This window comes from Actinomycetospora atypica (genome assembly GCF_042653685.1).
Lineage (GTDB): Bacteria > Actinomycetota > Actinomycetes > Mycobacteriales > Pseudonocardiaceae > Actinomycetospora > Actinomycetospora atypica.
This window is the reverse complement of sequence record NZ_JBHSIV010000061.1, coordinates 1-20,263: the sequence shown is the minus strand read 5'-3', so window position 1 is coordinate 20,263 and position 20,263 is coordinate 1. Positions and strand designations below refer to the sequence as shown.

Sequence of the window (20,263 nt, the reverse complement as noted above, 5' to 3'; positions counted from 1 at the left end):
CCGCAGCTCCGCGGCGAAGGCCGCGAGCCCTTCCGCGAGCCCGGCGACCGCCGCGGCGGCGTCGCTCTCGCGGCGACGGCCGCGCCGGGCCCGCAGCAGCACGGCGCCCACGACGAGGGCCGCGACCGCACCGCCCGGGCCCGCGAGGAGGGTCGCGACGAGCGCTCCGAGCCCTGTCAACACCACCGGCGGCGGACGTCGCCACGACCGGTCCTGAGCCGGAGCGGTCGCCCCCAGGGCCCGCAACCGCCCGGGCGCCGCCGCAGCGGGCCAGGTCAGCACCGCGAGGGCGAGCAGCACCAACGCCGCCGCGGTCATGCCGGGACTCCCCGCAGGCTCGCGACGCCGCCCCGCAGCACCGGCACCTCGGCGGCCTCGGCGTGCCCGACCGGGCCCGCCGCGACCGGCACCACCGGCGCCTCCCACGGCGCCGCGACGTCCCGCTCGGCGAGCATCGCGCCGAGGTCGGCCCGCCCCACCGCCCAGCCCTCCACCCGGCCCCAGGCAGGCACCACGACCACGGCGTCGCCATCCCCGCGACGCACCACCCCGACGCCCTCGAGCACGCGGCGCCCCTCCGGCAGCCGCCGCACGTGCAGCACCACCTGGATCGCCGCCACCATCTGGCTGCGCAGCGCGGCCGGGCTCATCCCGCCGAGGGCGGCGAGGGCCTCGAGCCGGGCGGGTACCTCGCGGGGCGAGTTGGCGTGCACGGTCCCGGCCCCGCCGTCGTGCCCCGTGTTGAGGGCGGCGAGGAGGGTCGAAACGCTCGATACAATAGCGGTCGTGGGAGTTGATCAGGCGAAACGCCAGCTACGCGCGGCGGTCTACTGCCGCATCTCGTCGGATCGCGAGGGCGAGGCGTTGGGCGTCGAGCGCCAGCGCCAGGACTGCGTGGAGCGTGCCGAGCGCGAGGATTGGGTCGTCGTCGAGACGTACACCGACAACGATGTGGGAGCCTCCACGCGGAGCCGCCGGAAGCCGCGGGTCGCCTACCAGCGGATGATCGAAGCAGTGACGGCGGACGAGGTCGACGTCGTCGTGGCGTATTCGAACTCTCGCCTGACGCGACGGCCACTGGAGCTGGAGGACTTGATCCGCCTGCACGAGTCGACGGGCGTCGTCATCCGCACCGTCGTGTCCGGCGACGATGACCTGTCCACGGCGGACGGCCGCATGGTCGCGCGGATCAAGGCGTCGGTGGATGCCGCCGAGGCCGAGCGCATCTCCGAGCGGGTGAAGCGGGCCGCCAGCCAGCGCAAGGAGGCCGGGCTCCGTCACGGGGGCTTCCCGCCCTTCGGCTATCGCAACGGACCGTCGGGATCGTTGGAGGTCGACCCAGAGCGAGCGGCGCTCGTCCGTGAGGCGGCGCGGCGCGTGCTCGCCGGCGAGACGCTGTACGGCGTCTACACGGACTTCAACCGCCGTGGGCTTCAGACGGCGCCCAGCACGAAGGCGCCGCACGGCTCGACGTGGCATCGGCGCACGCTCAAGCGCGTCCTGACGGAGCCCGCCACCATTGGGTGCGTCGAGCTGGCATCGGGCGAGATGCGCCAGGTCGCGGACCCGCTCATCGACCGGGACCGCTGGGATCGCCTGCGGGAGCTGCTGTACGACCCGGCGCGCACGGCGGATCGACCCGTGGACTGGTCGACGCGGCGCAAGTTCGTGCTGTCAGGGCTCCTCCAGTGCGGCGCGTGCGGCCACACGATGACCGGGTCGCTTCGTCGCGGGCGTGACGGCGAGACGCACAAGTCGTGGACCTGCGCGACCGGCACCGGCGGCTGCGGGAGGATCAGGATCGACAACACCGACGCCGAGCGCTGGGTCGTCCGGCTGGCGCTGGCTGTCCTGGATGTTGCGGCCGTCCGAGATGCTCTGTCGCCGGGCGACGACGAGGGCGCGGGCGACGACCTGCGCGAGCGGATCACCAGCGACGAGCGGCGCCTTGAACGCCTCGCGGACGACTTCTACGACGACGTCATCGACCGGACGACGTTCGAGCGCCAGCAGTCGCGGGTCCGGGCACGGTTGGAGACCAGCCGGACGGCGCTGGCCAAGCTGATGAGAGCGCGGCCCACGGTGGTCGAGACCGGCGGCCGGTCGGTCGTCGATGTCTGGGACGAGCACGACGACGTCCACTGGCGACGCGAGCTGCTTGCCCGGGTCGTCGAGAACGTCGTGGTGCTGCCCCACCCTCGGCACATGGCGTCGACGCTGACCCGGCGCAAGATCGAAGCAGCCAACGAGTTCGAGGCGCGTCGAGCCGAGCACCGCGACCGGGCGCTGTTCGAGCGGCTGCGCATCACGTGGCGCACCGAGCCCACGCCTGACGACGCGCCACCTCTCGACCCGTCGGCGTTCGCTCACCTCAGCTTGATCGAGCAGCACGCGTTGTGGGCGTCGCGCATGGATGCGGATCGACCTGTGCAGGTCACGGGCGTCGCGCTCGTGGCCGACGCGTCGAGCCTTCTCCGATCGGCAAGTGCAACAGGTCGCTAGGAAGTGTTCAGGAACTATTCAGCGCGTGCGGTGTCTGCGGCGTGACAATCGCTCCACAGCGCTGGGCAGCTGGACCGCTGCAATCGTCGCCCACGAGAAGGGCGCCCAACGCGCGCGTACGCGAGACCGCAACCGTCAAGCGGTTACAAGCTTGACGGCGCGGGCCTCGCGCGCGAGTCGCGTGCGCACACGCGCGCGACTCTGGATTCTTGGACCATCACCTGCGCCCTCTTATTGCGGTTGCGTGGTGACACGAGCCACGGCAAGCACTTGCCGCACGGCTTGTCACGCCGCCGCAGGTCAGACGATCGCGAGGTGGACTCGATCTGTCGTCCGCACGCCGTCCTGCCGTTCTCCGCCAGCCGATGGAAGCGGTGCCCTGTCTGCGTCCACGCCACCTCTCCAGGTGGGTCGAAGGGACCGGTGATGATAATTCGTGTATTCAAGATTTCCTCCGATTGTCATTCCTTGCCTAATGCCAGGCGACGCTTCTGTGCCCGCCTGACCCGATGAGCTTACCCAGGCAGGACGGCCCCTGGGAAGGGTCTGCACAGGATGCACAAGATGTGACCCAGCAGGCCGCCACGACGCAATTACGAGAACGCAATGAGGCGAACTTCTAATCCGCCAGTCTTACAACGGGAACGTTCTACGGAGAGCCTATTGAGCATTCCTGATGACCCACCCAATGACGCACAAGAGGTCCCTGGTCATCCCTGAACAGACAGAGACCCTCGACCCCTGGTCGTTCGACGGGGTCGAGGGTCTCGCCGCGCGAGCGATGCGCTCAGCGCCCGCGCGGGCTAGTCGTCGTCGGGCAGCCGGAGTTGGTCAGCGGCCACGGCGGCGCCGGGGCTGATCGCGCATCTCGATCGACGAGCGATGGCCCCGACGTCGTCGGTGTCGCCCCGAGGTGGGGCAGACGAGGTTCTGCAGCCGCGCCAAGAGGCGCCGGATCACCGAGCAGGCTCGGCAGCGTGGGTAGCGTTCGCCATGGGTCCACTCCTCATCAGTGGATCAAGGGCCCCGGTTGGTGTTGGCGCACCGCCGGGGCCCGCCCGCGCCGGAAGCGAGGGCGTGTCGGTAAGGGCTAGACGCGTGCCGGTAAGGCAGGCAGCGTCAGGAGGCGCGGCTCAGCACCGCGCGGATCGTCGCGGGGTGCCACCGGGCACCGCCGCGGGCTGTGGGGACTCCCCCGTCGTTCAGCTGCTGCGCGATGGCCGCGAGGGTCATCCCGGACTCGCGCATGGTCGTAACGCGTCGTGCCACGTCGTCGGGCAGTGACACCGGGCGACCGAGGCGCACGCCCTTGGCCTTGGCAGCAGCGAGGCCGTCCTTCGTGCGCTTGCCGATCATGTCGCGCTCGAGCTCGGCCGCAGCACACAAGACGTGGGCGACGAACTTGCCCATGGGCGTCGACAGGTCCAGGCCCACGTCGAGGACGACCAGCGCCCACCCGTTGGCCTGCGCGCGGCAGACCAGGTCCGCGAAGTCACGCACCGACCGGGACACGCGGTCAATCTTGGTGGCGACGATGCCGTCCACCTCGCCGGACTCGACCAGCTCGATGGCCTCGTCCCAGCCCTGACGACCGCTGAGCCGGGAGCCGGTGACGCCGGCGTCCTCGCGCCAGGCGACCACCGACCACCCACGTGCCTCGGCCGTACGCGTGATCTCAGCCCGCTGCGCGTCGAGCCCGTGGCCACCTTCGGCCTGCTCACGGGTCGAGACGCGCGTGTAGGCGACGACGCGCATGGTCACTTGCTGGCCTTGGCGGACGCGTGCTTCTCGGCCTTCTCGCCCTTGGTGGCCTTGAACGTCAGCTCGGTGTCCGTCGACGTCGCGTTGACGCGGCGCACCTGCACCGTGCAGCCCACCTCACGCGCAGCCTGGTGAAGGCGAGCCACGACGGTGTAGGCCTCGCAGGCGTTCTTGCGCCCCGCGTAGGGCATCACCGAGAAGCGGCCCGGCAGGTCGCGGCGCTTGCCGTCCTCGAAGGCCGCCCGCACGACGTCGATGAACGGGTTCGGCTCGGCTACCCGACGGCCGCTGGCGGGCGGGAAGTCGTTGTCGCTGGCCACGGTGACGCCCGACGCGAGCTGGGCCCAGTTGATGTCGCTCATGATCTCGATCCGTTCCTCGTCTTGGTTCCTGACGCGCCTGCTTGCAAGGTGCTTGCTGCTGCAAGCGGGCTGCGTCGAACGTATCGAGCGCGTCACGCTCTGTAAACGAGACGAACGGTTCGTGTAATTGATCTTCTACGGGCGCGTCCAGGCGCCGGCTAGGCCTGTGCGTCCGGGCGATCGGCAACTGCCGGGAGCTGGCGCCCTCGGGTGGGCCAGCAAGCACGACATCAAGCAGCTCCAGGTGGCCTGATCCGACGTTCGCGACTCGCGCCATGTCGTCTGCGAGCGACAGCCTGGCCTTCGACGGAGGTGGAGTTGCGCCAGATGCAGTATTGCCGATCATCTGTGGATCGCCGTTGAGCGTGACCTACGACCGCTCACCGATCGCTCGCGTGGGGCCCAGTGGTAAGCCGTGGTTGCACCGGCGCAACCAACACAGACTCTAGTCAACGTTCATGTTGCGCTGACCTGCGAGAACCTCGCTCGTGGCTCCTCGCGCTACTGGCTACGTAGCCACTGAGCTGCTGAGAACGGGCGCAGACCGGAGGTTGATGTTTGTTTGCGCCTGAGGCATCCTTCTTCACGTCGGCGGGGTCAGACCCGCCACGAGCAGCGAGTAGGGAGGTGCCACATGGTCGCGGTCGAGGACCTCATGCAGAACGAGGTGTTGCCGCGCATCCGGAAGGGCAACGTGCCGACCCCTTACTCGTCGTTCGGCAAGCTCATGCGGATGGTGAAGGAGCACGAGCGGGTCAACTACATCCCGTCGGTGTTCAGCCCGGACGAGTTCGGCGCGGTGTCGAAAGGCACGGTCGCGGCCGAGCGATTGACGCTGAAGGCCCTGTGTCTCGTCGACGACGAGTACCGCCCGACGAGGATCTACTTCGAGCTGGTGGGCCGGGACGAGGAGGGACGCCGCGAGCTCCTGCGAACGTTGGGGCAGTACGTCTACGCCGAGATGGTGGCACTCGCGGAAAGGGGCGCCCCGTGGGCGGACCTGGAACGCGAGTTCATCAAGCGGGACATGTCGGGGTCCACCGTGGCCAAGGCGACGGCGTTCTACTCGCACTACAGCGGATACGCACGCCTGCCATGGAGCGACAGATGGCCGCGGCCGAAAGCCAGCACGCCGTCGGGCTCATCGGGACCCAGCGAGACCCTCAACACGACCTCGCGGATTCTGCCGATGCACCTGGACACCAACGTGCTGCTCAACTACGTCGAGGCGGATCGGCAGCGGAACCAAGAGTCCGTACCCACCACGGAGCAGATGCGAGCGCGGTACATCGCCCTCCTGCTGCGGGTGGCGGAGAAGAGTTTGGAGAACGACGGGCCGTCTATGGACGTGCTCGATCGCCTGGAGCGACTCCTGGGCTTTAATCAGGAGGCGCCCGGCTACAACTAGATTTTGCCCCTGGAGGCGTCTGCGGGGTCCACACCCGAGACGTGCCGGATTCCAACCCCGGCAACTTCAGTGGGAAGTCGGCGAAGGCGAAGGTACCCGCCAGAGCTGGCGTTCGAGGGCCGGTGACGTTCATCGGTTGGCGCCCTGGGCGTCATCGGCTCTCTTCTCTACTTCGACACTATCTGTCATATGGGTGTTCGCGCTAGGTAGCGCCGAGGCACCTCACACCTGGGTAGGAGCCCGCGTCTCGCTAGACCCTTGGCCACTGCATCCTGGCCGTGGTGTCGAGGAACCCATCGTGGGCCGCGCACTCCCACACCACGGGCAGCACGCCGACGACGCCGACAAGGGCCACCCCGACACCGGTCACCTGCACCGGCTCCTGGACGTCGACCACGGGTGACCACGGGCGCAGGTCGTGCCAGTCCCCGCACACGATGCACCGGCTCAGAGCGTCCTTCGCGTGCGGCCCGTTGAGTTCGGCCAGGTGCCACCGACTGCACGCCGAGCAGAGGAGGCCCTGGTCCTCGCAGAGCCAGTCGAACGCCAGCTCGGGGGTCGCGTTCGCGGAGTCGTCCGTCAGCCCGCGACGGCCCATCTGGGCCTCGGTCAGGGCGTGCTGGCAGGCCGGTACCGGTCGCCCTCCGGTGGCGGCCGCGTCCAACGCTCCAGCGACCCTCGGCATGATCTTGTGCTCCAGCAGCCACCGCACCTTGGCGGCCGCCGCGTCTCGCTCGATCTCGTCGAACTTGTAGCGCTCTTCGGGCGTCAAAGTCATGATCAGCTCCTGTTGGTGTTGTTGGTGGCGTCGTCGCCGTCTGGCGTGCCGTCCTCGGCCTCGACGACCTCATGCATGAGCCGCAGGACCCGGCGCCCGTCGTTCGCGTCGAGCGCAGGCAGTTCGGGGTCGCGCCCGCCCCACCGAGCGATCCGGTTGAGGTCGTCCGGCCGGCGCAGCCACGACGAGTCCGGGACGCCCGGTGTCCACGTGTCGCCCTCAGGGCTGCGCACCAGGAACACCCACCGGTGGGAACGCTCCTTGCGGCTGGTTCGCGGGTTGAGACGGTCCTCGACGTCGACCACGTCGACGCCCAGCAACTTGGACAGCTCGGCCAGGACCTCCGGCTTGGACTTGCGAGGCTGCTTGAGGCTCTCGGCGGTGAGGGCGGCCCGACGCCGAGCCTCTTGACGGCGCAGATCGGCTACGCGCTGGGCCAGGTCCTCGACGCTCACTGCGTCTCACCGCCTCGAGGACCCTCGGAGAGGCTGAGCCGAGCCGCGGTCAGCCGGAGCGCCGCGACGTCGAGGACGCGCGCCATCTCGTCGAGCCGTGCTCCGATCTCGGCCAGAGACGCCATCACGGAGTTGATGTTCCTATCGCTGTCCATGAAGACGTGTCCTCTTTCTGCTGTTGTGTGTTCTGGAGATTGGCCACGCCACTTTGAGCAAGACCGCGCCCATCTCGACGACCAGCCGACGCGACGTGTACCAGCGTCGATTAGTTGGAACGTCGTCGTCGACATGTACCCCTATATAGGGGTTGGTACATGTCGCTGGACCTGGACTAATGCAAACTCGAGCGCGACGAGCGCTAGAACGAATACCATGCGTACCAACTACGTCATAACGTGTACCAACTTGGTCTGGTACAGGTCTGGTACGGGTGGTACGAGTCATGCCCTTGCCTCCTAGTCGAATCTCGGCGTCCAGCTCGGCAGTTGCGTCAAGGGGTAGAGCCGGGAAGCCCGGCCGTCCTGGCGCGCCTCGATCAGTTTCTCCGCCTTCGCGTCACGGACGGCGTGACTCCTCGCTTCTCGTTGGGTCGTCGAGCGCATCTTGTCCATGACTTGACTAGTCGAAAGACCAGGCTCTGCCGTCACGATCTCGACGACTTCCGAGGCACTTCGAGATCGACGCTCTCGTCGTCGATCTCCGCCGCCGTCTCGAAGAACCAATCGGCGGTCTTCGTGCAGAAACGTCAACGCCTGCTCGGGAAACTCGACGTCGCGCCCCTGAGCCGACAGGAAGCGGTCGCCGCCGTCTTCCGTGAGCGTCCACAAGACGTCCGGCCAACCGAGGAGCGCGCTGGCACCGCGAGCGCGTTCCTGGCCACCCTCGACGCTGGCTCCGTGTCCCATATGCGCGATCACGAAAAGATCGGTGATACCTGCACGGCGCTTGATCTCACCCAGGATGCGAAGGACTACACCAACGTCGTCGTTTGAGTTCTCAGACCCCGATTCAGTCATGGCTTGACCCCACGGGTCGATCACGAGCGTCGTGATCCTGTGCTTCGTTGCCCACTCAACGATCCAGTCTTGCGCGGGAATCGTGATCAAGGGCAAGCGATGACCGCGTAGGTGGACGATCGACACACGGTCCTGCCGCTGGATGTTCGCGGCGCGTAGCCATGTATTGAACTGTCTGCGCGACATCTCGTAGTTGAAGTACCCGATGTTGCCCTCGGGCGGGGTCACAGCGAGTTCGCCCAAGAAGGGCGTTCCGTCGGCGAGGCTACGCAGCAAGTTGACGCAGAGGGTGGTCTTACCCGCCTTCGCCTTCGCCGCGCACAGAACGTTGTTCTCGACGTGGCACAGCGACTCAATGCGTGGACGAAGTGGCTCGATGTCTTCTGCCAGCTCGTCAGCGAGAGTCGGCAACGTCGCTGGCGGCGTGAATGCCTTCTCCGCTCGCTTGCGCTTGACGACCTGTTGCGCTTCCTGTCGACGCATCTCCTTGCGAATGTCACCGTCAAGAAGCATCCGGTCCGATACTTCGGATTCTGCCCGGTCTGCGGCGTCGCATTCGTCCTGGTTGGCATACGTCCTGGTGCCCACATACTTCGCGTACGCCTCGCGATAAGCGGTGATGATCTCATCATCGCGATCCGGCTTGTGCGTGCACACCTGATGCGTGGTCAGCTCATCCTTCGGAAAGTGCGCGGGCCTGACTGGACAGCCGTTGGCGTTGTACTGCAGGATCGGCTCGTTTGATTCTGGAGCGAGCGGCACTAAGGGGATAGCGTTGTTCTCGCCAGCGTGCGTCATCTTTTGACACCACTTTGGAAGGCGCACGCTGGCGCACACTCCACATCGAGCGGAAAGCGGAAGCGCTGGCCTGGGTACGTAATGCCTACCTCGGCCATACGCATCATGGCTCCGCACACCGTGTTCGGTACGGGTTCGTCACGCGCCATCGACGACACCCACAGCACGTGCAGTTCGAGCGGCGACAGTTCGCCAGGCGCAGGGCGTCTTGACGGACGCCCTGGGAATGGGCGAAAGGCGAACCACTTAGTGGTATTGTCCATAGCGAGGTCGAGCTCCTCAGCGTAAGCGCCCCGGTGTTCATAGCGCCGGGGCTGCCTCATCTCTAGGCAGTGGTTGCGTTCTGGACGACGTGTCCGTAGTGCTCCCGACGAGCAGGAGAGCTGTTCCACGGACGCTTCGTTGCGGCGAGTGCTTCCGCAGTGAACAGCTTGTCAAGCGGCACGTTAAGAATCTCGACCGCTCGCTGACGCAACGCCTCAGATGGAGGAGTCACGCCATTCATTGCCGCGCGCACGTGCGAGAACGGGCGCACACCGGTCATCTCGATGAATTCGCTCTGCGTCAGATGTTGTTCACGTACGACGTCGCGAATAGGCTGCTTCTCGAAGCGCGACATGCCGGGTCCTTTTCGCCGGTTGATGAATACCGTCGCGGAACGACCCGCCGAACAGGCAGTGCCGTTGGCAAGTGCCCATGCGTGACGGGTCTGTTTCCGAACGGTCCTGCGCAGGTCTACGGCTGCTGCCAGGTGAGTTCATCGTACGACTTCGTCAGGCCAACTCAGTCCAAGTCGCGCGACGAGACCACTCGTTCGGCACTGGCGTGAGGCCAGGAAATGCAACGTAGTGACCAAAGTTGCCCGCAGGAGGCGCGTACGAGCACGCCCAGAACTTAGGAAGATTCTTTGATAGAGCTGCTGGCGCGCTCCGTACGATCGCGTCGAGAGACCAGCCCGGCGCGTCTGCGAGGGCTCGACCCGGTGACAGGGCCGCGACCGACCGCGGTGGCCGATGCATCCCGGTGGACGTCGATCACACCCATGTGATCAGCCACTGAGGACAAGCCATGGCACCCACGCCGACCGACGACACGAGCGCACTTCCCGACCGAGCGCGCGAGCTGCTGACCGACATCACCAGCCTCTCGGATGATCAGCTCGAAGAGCTGCGCCAGATCTTGCTCTACGAGTTCGACGCGAAGGGCACGCCTCCGCCGGACAAGGTCATCGGTGAAGACGAGCTGCACGTGCTCGAAGTCCTCGCCAGCGCCGGGAAGAGCGTCAAGGCCGAGATGACGCGCCGCGAGGAGGCCGTGGGGCGCGCACACGACGCACGCCGCAACTTCGCAGAGCTGGTGCCCGAGCAGTACCGCCCGCGCGTCCTTCGCGGCCAGGGCAGCGCCATGGCGCACGCCGTGACGGCTTCCGGCGGTCGCCTCGTGTCGGCGAGCGACCTGTCGAACGAGATCATCACGGTGCTGCGCACCAACCGCGTGGCGAACACGCAGGACGGGCGCCACCACATCGCCACGCTGCGCGTCGATCGCGGCCCCGGCCGGTCGCTGGACCGCGACGACGTCGCGGGGACCAACAGCCTCACGGCGTCCGCTGCCAAGGAGTTCAGCGATCGCGTCATCACGGCGGCCGGTGGCCTGGGTGCACCCGAGGACACGGACTACGTGCTGCCCGGCTTCGAGGTCGTCGACCGTCCCGTCAAGGCAACGCTGCCCGCGTTCACGGCCACCCGTGGTGGCGTCCGCTTCACCCGGCCGCCGCTCATCAGTGACCTGGACGGCGTCGTGGGTGTGTGGGACGTCGAGGACGACATCGCGGCAGCCACGAACCCGGCCGTGCGGAAGCCGAGCTACCGGGTCAACGTCGGCGGCGAGGTCGTCGTGGACGTTCAGGCCGTCACCAACAGCCTGATCTTCGGCAACCTGCTCGCTCGGGCCTATCCCGAGTTCGTCAGCCGCGCCATGGACCTGTCGCTGGCGGCTCACGCTCGCGTCGCGGAGCAGCAGCTCCTGACGCAGATCGGCGCGCTGTCGACGCACGTGTCGGGTCGGTCCCACGGCCTGGGTGCGACGCGCGAGCTTCTGCCGACGTTGGAGGTTGCCGCGTACGGGATGCGAGACCGCCTCCGCATGGGCGACACGGCCCCGCTGCAGGTAATCCTGCCGAGTTGGACCCGCGGCCTTCTGCGGGCCGATCTGAGCCAGCAGGAGCCCGGCGACGCGACGCTCGGCGTCTCGAACTCCGACGTCGACTCGTACCTGGCGCAGCGCAACGTCGCGGTGACGTACGCGCTCGACGGAGAGGCTGGCCAGAACTTCCCGGCGCAGGTCTCCGGCCTCGTCAACGAGTGGCCGACCCGCGTCCTGATGTACATGTTCCCGGCGGGCGCCTTCCAGTTCTTGGACGGCGGGACGCTCGACCTCGGCCTCGTCCGGGACTCGACGCTGAACGCGGCGAACGACTACCAGATGTTCGTCGAGACGTTCGAGGCCGTGCTGTTCCGGGGCGGGGTGTCGCTGCGCATCTCGCAGCCGGTGTCGCCGTCCGGTGTGAGCCGTGCGGCGGCTGCCTGATGGTCTCGAAGTACCTACCCGCCGGCGAAAGCTCGCCGATCGAGCACATGCGCAAGTGCGGTGCTCGTTGTCGCGACGGCACGCCCTGCGAAGGCGTGGCGATCCGGGGAGGGCAGCGCTGCCGTATGCACGGTGGCGCTGCCCCGGCGGTGCGTGACGCGGCAACGCGCCGCTCGGAAGAGGTGGCCGTGGAGCGCGCGGTGCACAAGTACGGCAAGCCTCGACGCACCACGCCCGTGCAGGCGCTTGAGGAGGAACTGGACCGGACACAGGGGCACGTCGACTGGCTCGCCGAGCAAGTCGGCCGCTACCCCGAGGAGCCGGTGTGGCGCTCGGTCTATCAGGCCGAGCGTGACCACCTGACCAAGCTGGCCGCGCACATGGTCACCGCCAAGACCGCAGAGCGCCGCCTCGCTCTGGGGAACCGAACTGCGGCTCTGGTTGGGGACCTGATCGACGCCGTCCTGCGCGACTTCGGCTTGGACACCACGGACGACGCCGTTCGACGCGTCATCCGACGCCACCTCGACGCGATGCAGGGCAAGTCGACTGACCCGGCAGCCCAGGTCGAGGACGCCGAGGTCGTCGGCACTGAGGACACGCAGCCCGTCGAGTTCTAGCTTCCGTCCTTCTGAGGTTCGGTGCTGGAAGAAGAACTCCGGGCAGGGAGGGCCGTCGGTGACGAGGTTGATTCGCTCGACGAAGCCTTCTCGCGCTGACGGACCCACGTGGCGAGCTGCTTGTCCGTGAATCCGCGGCGCTTGAGGTACTGGTACCGAATCTCGGTCGAGAGAACCCACATCAGGTCCTGGCATGGCCGTGTGCGGCCCAGCAACACCAAGGTGAGCAGGACGATCGCGGGCCAGCCGTACTGCGACACGGTGCTGAGCACCGTCGCCACCTCGGCGATCGTCGGCATCTCGGACTCCTCCCAGCAGCCCGCTCACGAACCGCTGAGTACAAGTGTCCAGATCGCTCCGACAGATTCGTGGCACCCCTGTGTACGACCTGGGGAGGGATTCCTACCGCTCAAAGGCCTAGCGCGTAGGACCATAAAGACGCTGACCGCAAGCCGAAAGGGTGCTGTCAATCAGCCATAAGTCCTAGTTTCACGTGGAGCACAACGATGTGGCCCCTGGCCTGCATCTACGCCTCCCAGGTGACGACACGCGAGGAGTCCTGCGAGTCGTTCCCGGATCATTACTTCGTCTTAGCCCATTCGGGTGCCTGCTTTGGAGTCCGCGATAGCTGGTGTTGTACGAAGCGAATTGCGCCAGCTCGCAGACCTCGGCGCCGCGGACCTCGCCGACGACGAGCCGGTCGGGACGCATCCGCAGGGCCTGGCGCACGAGGTCGCGCAGCAGCACCGTGCCGGCGCCCTCGACGTTGGCGGGCCGAGCGACGAGCCGGACCACGTGCGGATGGGCCGGCTTGAGCTCCTCGGCGTCCTCGACCACCACCAGCCGCTCGTGGGCCGGGACGCGGGCGAGCAGGGCCGACAGCACCGTCGTCTTCCCTGAACCGGTTCCTCCGACGACCAGGAACGCGAGCCGGGCAGCGACGACGGCCTCCAGCAGCGCCCGTCCCACCGCGTCGATGGTGCCGCCGGCCTGCAGGGCCTCCAGGTCGTGCCGGGCGGGCCGCAATACCCGCAGCGAGACGCACGTTCCGTCGGCGGCCACCGGCGGCAGCACCGCGTGCAGGCGCACCCCACTGCCCGGCAGCCGGGCGTCGACGTACGGGCTCGCGTCGTCAAGGCGGCGCCCGGCGGCCGCGGCCAGCCGCTGGGCGAGCCGGCGGACGGCGTCCTCGTCGGGGAACGTCACCGCCGTCCGCTCCAGGCCCGCCCCCCGGTCGACCCACACGGCGTCCGGAGCGATGACCAGCACGTCGGAGGTCGCCGGATCACGCAGCAGGGCCTCCAACGGCCCGGCCCCGACGAACTCGCGCTGCAGCACCCGTACCGCGGCGAGCACGTCCGCGTCGCCGACCACCCCGCGCGCCTCGGCCCGCACCGCCGCCGCCAACTCGGCCACCCCGGCCTCGCCGCCCGCCGACGCCAACCGCGCTCGCACCCTCCCGACGAGGTCACCCACCCCGCCGTCCCCCGCCTGGCCCTCCATCGCGTCCTCCCCGGTCCCTCGACGCCACCGACGCTGCGGCACCACGACCCGGACCCGGTAATCCGGGCCCCGACCCTGTGGACAAACCGCCCGTCCGCTGCCACTGGGGACGGTTCACTGCTCCGGATGCCACGCGCCGGAGGCCGAGCGAGCGGCGATCTGTCGAAGGAGGCACGCCGGGTGCTGCTAGCAGCTCTTATTGAGGGGCGTGTAAGTCGACCTCAACTCGTTGTCGAAAACAGCCTCTCCGGGCACCCGAGTGCGAAGCAGACGGACGCGACGATCGGGAGCGCAGCAGCGCCCCCACCGGGTCGTTACCGGCAGGGGCGCGCGGGCATCCTGCTGCGTAGCGGGTGACGCGGGCGGCGCCGCCGGGCTGGTTGTGCTGGGGCGCTCGCCGCGGGTCGCGCTCACTGGTGCTCCTGAAGAACAGGAGCGACGGACGGCCGTAGGCCAACGGTGCCGTGCGGCGGGTGGGAGTTCCCGCCGCAGGTCCGCGGCCCAGCGCCCCCGGCGCGGCCGGGGCCTCGATCCTGCTGTCACCGACGCCACGCCGCCGAGGCGGGTGGGGTCAATCAGGAGTAGACCACAGGCTGGCAGGTGTGCGGCCTCGCGCAGTTACTGGCGCGATTACCGACATGACAGATAGTCTCGCCGTATACAAGGGGCTGGTGACGCCCGGGAACACAACCCGGGCGCCACCAGCAGGGGCATTACAGGGGCCGACGCGGGTGGGAGTGGCACAAACTCCGCCCACGCCGTGAGCCCCCGCCAGCGGGTCGGTTCGCGGCCGACCCGCTGACTTCCCCGAGGGGCGGGATCCCATGGCGGCGCGAACCGCCGGGACCCCTCGGGGCGAGAGATCTAGGTGTTGCCGGACGCCTCCTCGTAGCCGAGGAGCCGCTCGATGCGGTCGAGAAGATCGAGCTGAACCGACTCGCCACGCGGATCGCGAACCAGGCCCATCAGCATGTCGATGTACTCGAGCCTCTTCTCCGCGAGGGGCGTCGAGCCCGAAGGCGCTGCGGCCTCCTCGACGGGCGTGGCCGACGGGAGCGCAGCGTCGATCGGGTAGTTCTTCGTGCGCACGGTCGTCCGCCTCGTCGTTCCCGCACGCTGCCGACCCCCGGGCCTGGGGTTGGAGGCCGGTCGCGGCTTGGTCCGCGAGAAGTACTTGCTCACCGGGAGGTTCGCGTACTCGGCGAGGTTGAGGTAGAAGGAGATCGCCTTCTGCAGGGTCGACCCGCTGATCCCCTGCTGGGTGAAGAACTCCTCCAGCTGGCCCTGCGTGCCGTTACGCCGACCCAGCTCGATCGCCTCCGGGAAGCGGTCGTGCGCGATGAGCGACAGGAGCCCCCGGCGGGTCTCCTCGTCAGCCTCGACCAGGTCACGGAAGAGGTCGGTGGCCCGGTAGTCGTCGTCCACGAGCCCGAGCGAGCGGAGGGCCTGCCGGGTCTGGGAGACGCTGCCCTTCGACACCGACCCGAACAGTGACGCGTCGATGACCGAGGGCATGCCGCGCTCCTGCAGCATGTTCAGGAAGGCCAGGAACGACGGGAATGCCATGTACGGCGGCGACGTTCGCAGCGGCGTAGTGACCGGGTCGATCGGGCTCTCGTCACCGCTCGTAAGCGCGAGGGTCATGGCCTTCCTCCTCTCCCTGCGTGTGCTCGTGAACCGCGAACCAAGTATGGCACGACCTCTCCTGCGGACGTCAACGAGGGACACGTGTTCCCTCGGATCCTCGCGTATACGTGTGTTCGCGCAACCTCCGAGAACCCGTCCGGCAACGACGGGTTACACGTATCCGTCGTCGCAGTCGCGTATACGCCGTTGACCTGCATATTTGCGAGTTCACAGGAAAGTCGACGGCCGCGGAACTCCGAGGCGACGGCCTCCAACGCGATATGGCAGCGCGACGCGAAGGACGAATGCGCCTCGCCAAGCTGCGGGAGGCCGGGCGCCCGACCCGACGATTTCACTCGGTTGGCCCAGCGTCTGCGGTGACGCGCAGGGCGAACAGCACGGGAACCCCGGCGGCGTGGCTGGTCGGCGCCGCGGACCTCGCCGACGACGAGCCGGTCGGGACACATCCGCAGGGCCTGGCGCACGAGGTCGCGCAGCAGCACCGTGCCGGCGCCCTCGACGTTGGCGGGCCGAGCGACGAGCCGGACCACGTGCGGATGGGCCGGCTTGAGCTCCTCGGCGTCCTCGACCACCACCAGCCGCTCGTGGGCCGGGACGCGGGCGAGCAGGGCCGACAGCACCGTCGTCTTCCCCGGGGCGGTGCCACCGACCACCAGGGTCCGAGTCGTGATCATGTGGACAACCGCCCCGACCGCTGCCACTGAGGACAACCCGCTGCTCCGGATGCCACACGGACCCGCGCAAGACGACGAGCCGACCCCCCTCCCAGCAGGAGGCGGGCCGGCTCGCCGGGAAGGGGAATCAGGCGGCCGCGCGGCCCCCGGTGACCGTCCGGTCGAGCGCGTCGAGCACTGCCCCGGCGGCGGAGGAGAGCGCGCCGCGCCGGGTGCCCGGGACCGTCCCGCGGTCCATCGCCTCGGCGAGGCCCGGCTCGGCCTCCACGGCCACGAGGACGTCGAGGCCCAGCGCCGCGGCCACGTCGTCCCCGCCCAGCCCGCCGGGCGACGGCCCGAGCACCACCACGACGAGGGCCGCGCCGCGCTCGGCGACCTGGCTCGCCACCCGCGCCGCCGCCGCGGTGGCCCGGACCTCGGCGGGGACCACCAGCACCGTCAGGTCGCACACCTCGAGCACGGCCGAGGCGGCCTCGGTGAGGTGCCGCGGCAGGTCGCACACCACGGTGTCACCGGCGCGCCGCCCGGCCTCGACCACCGCGACGGCCGCCTCCGGCGCGGGGCCCGGACCGTGCCGGTCGCAGGAGAGCACCGTCAGCGGGCCGCCCGCGCGGGGCAGGGCCTGGTGCAGCGACGAGGCCGCGACCCGCCCGCCGCCGAGCGCGAGACCCGGCCACCGCAGCCCGTCGACCTGCTCGGCGCCGACGACGAGGTCGAGCCCGCCGCCGAGGGGGTCGCAGTCGACCAGCAGCACCCGCGCGCCGTCCTCGCGGGCCTGCACCGCGATCGCGGCCGCGAGCACGGAGGCGCCCGCCCCACCGCGCCCGCCGATGACCGCCACGACCCGGCCGCCCTCGGCGTCGGGGACGACCCCCGCGGCGTCGGAGAGCGCCGTGACCAGCCAGTCCTCGCCCTCGGGCAGCGAGACGACGTGCTCGGCGCCCACCGCGACGGCCCGTTCCCACACGCTGCCCGGCGGCTCGCCCCGGCAGATCACCACCACGCCGTCCCGCCGCGCGGGCCGCAGGGAGGTGGCGGCCCGCGCCGACGCCTCGTCGAGCAGCACCATCGCCGCGGTCGACCATCGTCGCCGCAGGGCCGCGGCGTCGGGCACGCGCTCGGGCTCGCAGCCCGCCGCGGCCGCGACGCGGACCACGTCGTCGAGCAGGTCCTCGTCCTCACACATCACGGTCACTCGTCCGTCCACGCCGTCACGGTGCGGCCCCGGACGCCGGGGACGGAAACCTCGCCCTCGTCCCCTGGGGACAAGCGGGGACGGCGGTGCCGGTGGGGACCGAGCGTCCCTCCGAACGGCTCAGCCGACGGCGTCCGCGATCCCGGTGGCCTCCTTCGCGCCGGTGCGCCACGCGGTCACCGAGTGCTCGAACCAGCGGGTGAGGCCCTCGCGGGTGCCGCCGGCGAACGCCTCGGCCGCCGCGACGTACTCGGCCGACGCGCGCAGGTGCCCGACCTCGGGGACGACGAGGCCCTTCGGGTCGAGCCCGGTCGAGATCGCGGTGAGGCGGGCCGCGGCGCGAGCCACGATCCCGTTGCCCACCTCGAAGGGCGCGAGGCCGAGCAGCTCCCCGTGGACCACCGCGACGAGCACCGGCGCCGGCACCGAGGTCCCCCCGGCGACGAGGCCCGCGAGCGCGTCGAGCCGGGAGGCGATCCCGTGCCCGACCCGCGGACGGCCGAGCTCGGACTCGGGCGCCCGGTCGGTGGCGGCGAGGACGTGGAGCCGGGCGAGGACCTGCAGCGGCGCGCGGTTCCAGGTCGGGAGGAACCCGCCGAGGGCCTCCGCGACGCGCAGCGCGCCGGTCATGGCGGGGTCGGTGACGGGGCCGTCCTCGGGGAGGTCGGCCGCGCCGCCGTCGAGGGCGGCCGAGGCGCGGGCGGCGCGGACACTCGCCTCGGCGGCCGTGGTCGGCCAGCCGCGGCGGTTGGTGCGGTGGGCGTGGACGGCCTCGACGTGCCGGCGGATCGACTCGGCGCCCTCGGCGACGCCGGGCAGGTCGAGCAGCGGCGCGAGCGGGTCGGTGGTCGCGGCGGTCATGGCCCCATCGTCCCAGCGTCCGTACTGCCCGCGATTGTGACGTCCAGTGTCAGCAAGGCCGCAGTGCTGACACCCGCAACCGGCTCGACACCACGCGCACACTGGAGGCATGGACAGCCACGACCTCGTCGTCTCCGACGGCCTCGTGCTGCCCGCCTCCGCCCTCACCTGGCGGTTCTCGCGCTCCTCGGGCCCGGGCGGGCAGGGCGTGAACACCACCGACTCGCGCGTGGAACTCCTCGTCGACCTCACCGCGGCCCCCGAGCGCGCCCTCGAGCGCCTCGGCGAGGTGCTGAGCGTCACGGCGTCGGAGCACCGCTCGCAGCTGCGCAACCGGGAGGCCGCGCGCGCCCGCGCCGCCCAGCGCCTCCGTGAGGCCCTCGCGCCCGACCCGCCCGCGCGGAAGAAGCGCAAGCCCAGCCGGGGGGCGAAGATGCGGCGCCTCGAGGACAAGCGCCGGCACGCGAGCAACAAGGCCCTGCGCCGCGCCCCGTCCGAGTAACCGCAGGACTGGACCCGGGGAAGATCGGGAAGACACGGGCCGGGAACCTGTGTCACGACTCGGCCACGCCGCGGTCATGGCACGATGCCAGCCCACCCGACGCTCTCGATCCGACTCCGCCAGGAGGGCCCGTGACCTCGCCGTCATCGCCCGGAGGCCCACCCGTGGTGCCTTCGATCCCGCTCAACGCCGAACCCGCCCGCCAGAACGGCGAGGCCTCCGTCGGGTCGCTGGTCAAGGAGGTGACCACGCACGTCTCCACGCTGGTGCGCGCGGAGGTCGAACTGGCCAAGCAGGAGATCACCGCCGAGGTGAAGAAGGGCGTCCAGGGCAGCATCTTCTTCGTGCTCGCCGGGGTCGTCGCCCTGTTCAGCCTCTGGTACTTCTTCTTCGCCGTCGCCGAGGCCTTCAACCTCATCTGGCCGACCCAGCGCTGGGCCGGCTTCGCCGTCACCTTCGTGCTGATGCTGCTCATCGCGGGCGCCGCCGGCTTCCTGGGCTACCTCAAGGTCCGCAAGATCAAGGCTCCCGAGCGCACCATCACCACCGCTCGTGAGTCGGTCGAGGCGCTGCGCCGCGGCCGCTCCGACGCCCCGCCGTCGATCTGAGCGATCGGGAGGACCCCGCGGCGCTGAGCGGGCCGTGGCGGCACCGCACGGTGTCGGCGAACGGGATCCAGCTCCACGTCGCCGAGTGCGGGCCCGCCACGGGCGAGCCGGTGCTGCTGCTGCACGGCTTCCCGGAGTTCTGGTGGTCCTGGCGCCACCAGCTCACCGCGCTCGGCTCGGCGGGGTACCGCGTGGTCGCTCCCGACCTCCGCGGCTACTGCGGCTCGGACCGGCCGCCGCGGGGCTACGACCTCTGGACCCTCGCCGGCGACGTCGCCGGCCTCGTGCCCGCCCTCGGGGCCCGGCGCGCGACGATTGTCGGCGCGGGCTGGGGCGGTGCGGTGGCCTGGACGGTGGCCGCGCTGCACCCGAGGGTCGTCTCCCGCCTCGCGGTCGTCGCCACCCCGCACCCGCTCGCCCTGCGCCGCGCCGTACGCCACCGCCCGTGGCGCTGGACGGCCCCGCTGCGCGACGTCGCCCTCTTCCAGCTCCCGCGCCTCCCCGAGCGCGCCCTGCGCCGCCCCGGGGGCGCTGCGGCCTTCCTGACGAGCGGCGCGGGCGCGGCCTGGCCCCGCACCCCGGAGTTCGCCGGGGTGGCCGAGCGGCACACCGCGGCGATGCTGACCCCGCGCACCTCGCACTGCAGCGTCGAGTACTTCCGCTGGGCCGTGCGCTCCCAGGCCCGCCCCGACGGCACCCGCTTCGCCCGGGCCGTCGACCGGCCGGTCGAGGTCCCCGTCCTGCACGTGCACGGGCAGGACGACCCGTGGGTGCCGGCCGACGTGGCCCGGGCCTCCGCGCGGTGGGCGCCCGACTACGAGTTCGTCCCCGTCGCGGGCGCCGGCCACTTCCCGCACCAGGAGTCACCGCGTCACGTGTGCGAGGTGCTGCTCCGCAGCCTGTGAGCACTAATCCGTGTCCAGGCACGGTGTCTGTGCTCAGGACATCGAAGACAGTTGATGTCTCAGCACATCGCGGACACTG

General features: G+C 69.9%; 20 protein-coding genes and 2 pseudogenes. 7 read left to right on the top strand and 15 right to left on the bottom strand.

Going from position 1 to position 20,263, the window contains the following annotated elements; all coding sequences use genetic code 11:
* Nucleotides 1–318, bottom strand: a pseudogene (locus ACFPBZ_RS28610) (type II secretion system F family protein); the annotation flags it as partial.
* A complete protein-coding gene (locus ACFPBZ_RS28605; protein ID WP_378039513.1) occupies nucleotides 315–713 on the bottom strand; it encodes a hypothetical protein in 399 nt (132 codons plus the stop codon). The pseudogene ACFPBZ_RS28610 and the gene ACFPBZ_RS28605, both read right to left, overlap by 4 nt.
* Before the next feature lie 73 nt (nucleotides 714–786).
* Between ACFPBZ_RS28605 and ACFPBZ_RS28600 the strand changes: the two genes are divergently transcribed.
* On the top strand, nucleotides 787–2,502 hold the full coding sequence (locus tag ACFPBZ_RS28600) for a recombinase family protein (RefSeq protein ID WP_378039512.1): 1,716 nt from the start codon (nucleotides 787–789) through the stop codon (nucleotides 2,500–2,502).
* A 1,119-nt stretch (nucleotides 2,503–3,621) separates the two neighbouring features.
* Here ACFPBZ_RS28600 and ACFPBZ_RS28595 read toward each other — a convergent pair.
* Together ACFPBZ_RS28595 and ACFPBZ_RS28590 are read right to left on the bottom strand one after the other, a co-directional pair.
* Nucleotides 3,622–4,257 (bottom strand): recombinase family protein, encoded by a 636-nt coding sequence (locus tag ACFPBZ_RS28595; protein ID WP_378039511.1) that lies wholly within the window; start codon nucleotides 4,255–4,257, stop codon nucleotides 3,622–3,624.
* Between the two features lie 2 nt (nucleotides 4,258–4,259).
* Nucleotides 4,260–4,625, bottom strand: a complete 366-nt coding sequence (locus ACFPBZ_RS28590; RefSeq protein WP_378039510.1) for a hypothetical protein — start codon at nucleotides 4,623–4,625, stop codon at nucleotides 4,260–4,262.
* 634 nt (nucleotides 4,626–5,259) lie between these two features.
* On the opposite strand from ACFPBZ_RS28590, the gene ACFPBZ_RS28585 reads away from it, so the two are divergent.
* Nucleotides 5,260–6,033, top strand: a complete 774-nt coding sequence (locus ACFPBZ_RS28585; RefSeq protein WP_378039509.1) for a hypothetical protein — start codon at nucleotides 5,260–5,262, stop codon at nucleotides 6,031–6,033.
* Between the two features lie 250 nt (nucleotides 6,034–6,283).
* Here the strand turns inward: ACFPBZ_RS28585 and ACFPBZ_RS28580 are convergent, their stop codons facing one another.
* The 5 genes from ACFPBZ_RS28580 to ACFPBZ_RS28560 all read right to left on the bottom strand — a co-directional run bounded on the left by ACFPBZ_RS28580 (nucleotide 6,284) and on the right by ACFPBZ_RS28560 (nucleotide 9,699).
* Complete coding sequence (locus ACFPBZ_RS28580) at nucleotides 6,284–6,811, bottom strand: hypothetical protein (RefSeq protein WP_378039508.1); 528 nt, start codon at nucleotides 6,809–6,811, stop codon at nucleotides 6,284–6,286.
* A 2-nt stretch (nucleotides 6,812–6,813) separates the two neighbouring features.
* Nucleotides 6,814–7,266, bottom strand: coding sequence for a hypothetical protein (locus ACFPBZ_RS28575; protein WP_378039507.1), 453 nt, complete (start codon nucleotides 7,264–7,266; stop codon nucleotides 6,814–6,816).
* On the bottom strand, nucleotides 7,263–7,421 hold the full coding sequence (locus tag ACFPBZ_RS28570; RefSeq protein WP_378039506.1) for a hypothetical protein: 159 nt from the start codon (nucleotides 7,419–7,421) through the stop codon (nucleotides 7,263–7,265). The genes ACFPBZ_RS28575 and ACFPBZ_RS28570 overlap by 4 nt, the downstream gene beginning before the upstream one ends.
* A 300-nt stretch (nucleotides 7,422–7,721) precedes the next feature.
* Nucleotides 7,722–9,080, bottom strand: coding sequence for an AAA family ATPase (locus tag ACFPBZ_RS28565; RefSeq protein ID WP_378039505.1), 1,359 nt, complete (start codon nucleotides 9,078–9,080; stop codon nucleotides 7,722–7,724).
* A gap of 325 nt (nucleotides 9,081–9,405) precedes the next feature.
* Nucleotides 9,406–9,699 (bottom strand): hypothetical protein, encoded by a 294-nt coding sequence (locus tag ACFPBZ_RS28560; protein WP_378039504.1) that lies wholly within the window; start codon nucleotides 9,697–9,699, stop codon nucleotides 9,406–9,408.
* 449 nt (nucleotides 9,700–10,148) lie between these two features.
* Here ACFPBZ_RS28560 and ACFPBZ_RS28555 point away from each other — a divergent pair, with 449 nt between their 5' ends.
* Together ACFPBZ_RS28555 and ACFPBZ_RS28550 are read left to right on the top strand one after the other, a co-directional pair.
* Nucleotides 10,149–11,669 (top strand): major capsid protein, encoded by a 1,521-nt coding sequence (locus ACFPBZ_RS28555; protein ID WP_378039503.1) that lies wholly within the window; start codon nucleotides 10,149–10,151, stop codon nucleotides 11,667–11,669.
* Nucleotides 11,669–12,289 (top strand): HGGxSTG domain-containing protein, encoded by a 621-nt coding sequence (locus ACFPBZ_RS28550; protein ID WP_378039502.1) that lies wholly within the window; start codon nucleotides 11,669–11,671, stop codon nucleotides 12,287–12,289. The genes ACFPBZ_RS28555 and ACFPBZ_RS28550 overlap by 1 nt, the downstream gene beginning before the upstream one ends.
* Here the strand turns inward: ACFPBZ_RS28550 and ACFPBZ_RS28545 are convergent.
* The 6 genes and pseudogenes from ACFPBZ_RS28545 to ACFPBZ_RS28520 form a co-directional block, all read right to left on the bottom strand.
* A complete protein-coding gene (locus ACFPBZ_RS28545; protein WP_378039501.1) occupies nucleotides 12,286–12,588 on the bottom strand; it encodes a hypothetical protein in 303 nt (100 codons plus the stop codon). The two genes, ACFPBZ_RS28550 and ACFPBZ_RS28545, sit on opposite strands and share 4 nt — an antisense overlap.
* A 190-nt stretch (nucleotides 12,589–12,778) precedes the next feature.
* Nucleotides 12,779–13,792, bottom strand: a complete 1,014-nt coding sequence (locus ACFPBZ_RS28540; protein ID WP_378039500.1) for a TadA family conjugal transfer-associated ATPase — start codon at nucleotides 13,790–13,792, stop codon at nucleotides 12,779–12,781.
* Nucleotides 13,793–14,656: 864 nt separating this feature from the next.
* On the bottom strand, nucleotides 14,657–15,520 hold the full coding sequence (locus ACFPBZ_RS28535; protein ID WP_378039514.1) for a hypothetical protein: 864 nt from the start codon (nucleotides 15,518–15,520) through the stop codon (nucleotides 14,657–14,659).
* A gap of 320 nt (nucleotides 15,521–15,840) precedes the next feature.
* Nucleotides 15,841–16,095: pseudogene (locus ACFPBZ_RS28530) on the bottom strand (ATPase, T2SS/T4P/T4SS family); the annotation flags it as partial.
* Between the two features lie 145 nt (nucleotides 16,096–16,240).
* Nucleotides 16,241–17,320, bottom strand: coding sequence for a septum site-determining protein Ssd (gene ssd, locus ACFPBZ_RS28525; protein WP_378039499.1), 1,080 nt, complete (start codon nucleotides 17,318–17,320; stop codon nucleotides 16,241–16,243).
* A 108-nt stretch (nucleotides 17,321–17,428) separates the two neighbouring features.
* Nucleotides 17,429–18,169 (bottom strand): Fic family protein, encoded by a 741-nt coding sequence (locus ACFPBZ_RS28520; protein WP_378039498.1) that lies wholly within the window; start codon nucleotides 18,167–18,169, stop codon nucleotides 17,429–17,431.
* Between the two features lie 109 nt (nucleotides 18,170–18,278).
* Here ACFPBZ_RS28520 and ACFPBZ_RS28515 point away from each other — a divergent pair, with 109 nt between their 5' ends.
* From ACFPBZ_RS28515 to ACFPBZ_RS28505, 3 genes are all read left to right on the top strand, one after another.
* Complete coding sequence (locus tag ACFPBZ_RS28515) at nucleotides 18,279–18,671, top strand: peptide chain release factor-like protein (RefSeq protein ID WP_378039497.1); 393 nt, start codon at nucleotides 18,279–18,281, stop codon at nucleotides 18,669–18,671.
* Between the two features lie 164 nt (nucleotides 18,672–18,835).
* The gene (locus ACFPBZ_RS28510) at nucleotides 18,836–19,279 is read left to right on the top strand and encodes a phage holin family protein (protein WP_378039496.1); all 444 of its coding nucleotides are present in this window, start codon (nucleotides 18,836–18,838) and stop codon (nucleotides 19,277–19,279) included.
* A 50-nt stretch (nucleotides 19,280–19,329) separates the two neighbouring features.
* A complete protein-coding gene (locus ACFPBZ_RS28505; RefSeq protein ID WP_378039495.1) occupies nucleotides 19,330–20,184 on the top strand; it encodes an alpha/beta fold hydrolase in 855 nt (284 codons plus the stop codon).
* Nucleotides 20,185–20,263: the final 79 nt, after the last annotated feature.

Coding starts and splice junctions, on each gene's coding strand:
- ACFPBZ_RS28520 (WP_378039498.1), bottom strand. CDS start 18,169: ATGACCGCCGCGACCACCGACCCGCTCGCGCCGCTGCTCGACCTGCCC.
- ACFPBZ_RS28585 (WP_378039509.1), top strand. CDS start 5,260: ATGGTCGCGGTCGAGGACCTCATGCAGAACGAGGTGTTGCCGCGCATC.
- ACFPBZ_RS28555 (WP_378039503.1), top strand. CDS start 10,149: ATGGCACCCACGCCGACCGACGACACGAGCGCACTTCCCGACCGAGCG.
- ACFPBZ_RS28595 (WP_378039511.1), bottom strand. CDS start 4,257: ATGCGCGTCGTCGCCTACACGCGCGTCTCGACCCGTGAGCAGGCCGAA.
- ACFPBZ_RS28515 (WP_378039497.1), top strand. CDS start 18,279: ATGGACAGCCACGACCTCGTCGTCTCCGACGGCCTCGTGCTGCCCGCC.
- ACFPBZ_RS28590 (WP_378039510.1), bottom strand. CDS start 4,625: ATGAGCGACATCAACTGGGCCCAGCTCGCGTCGGGCGTCACCGTGGCC.
- ACFPBZ_RS28570 (WP_378039506.1), bottom strand. CDS start 7,421: ATGGACAGCGATAGGAACATCAACTCCGTGATGGCGTCTCTGGCCGAG.
- ACFPBZ_RS28550 (WP_378039502.1), top strand. CDS start 11,669: ATGGTCTCGAAGTACCTACCCGCCGGCGAAAGCTCGCCGATCGAGCAC.
- ACFPBZ_RS28560 (WP_378039504.1), bottom strand. CDS start 9,699: ATGTCGCGCTTCGAGAAGCAGCCTATTCGCGACGTCGTACGTGAACAA.
- ACFPBZ_RS28545 (WP_378039501.1), bottom strand. CDS start 12,588: ATGCCGACGATCGCCGAGGTGGCGACGGTGCTCAGCACCGTGTCGCAG.
- ACFPBZ_RS28540 (WP_378039500.1), bottom strand. CDS start 13,792: ATGGAGGGCCAGGCGGGGGACGGCGGGGTGGGTGACCTCGTCGGGAGG.
- ACFPBZ_RS28580 (WP_378039508.1), bottom strand. CDS start 6,811: ATGACTTTGACGCCCGAAGAGCGCTACAAGTTCGACGAGATCGAGCGA.
- ACFPBZ_RS28565 (WP_378039505.1), bottom strand. CDS start 9,080: ATGACGCACGCTGGCGAGAACAACGCTATCCCCTTAGTGCCGCTCGCT.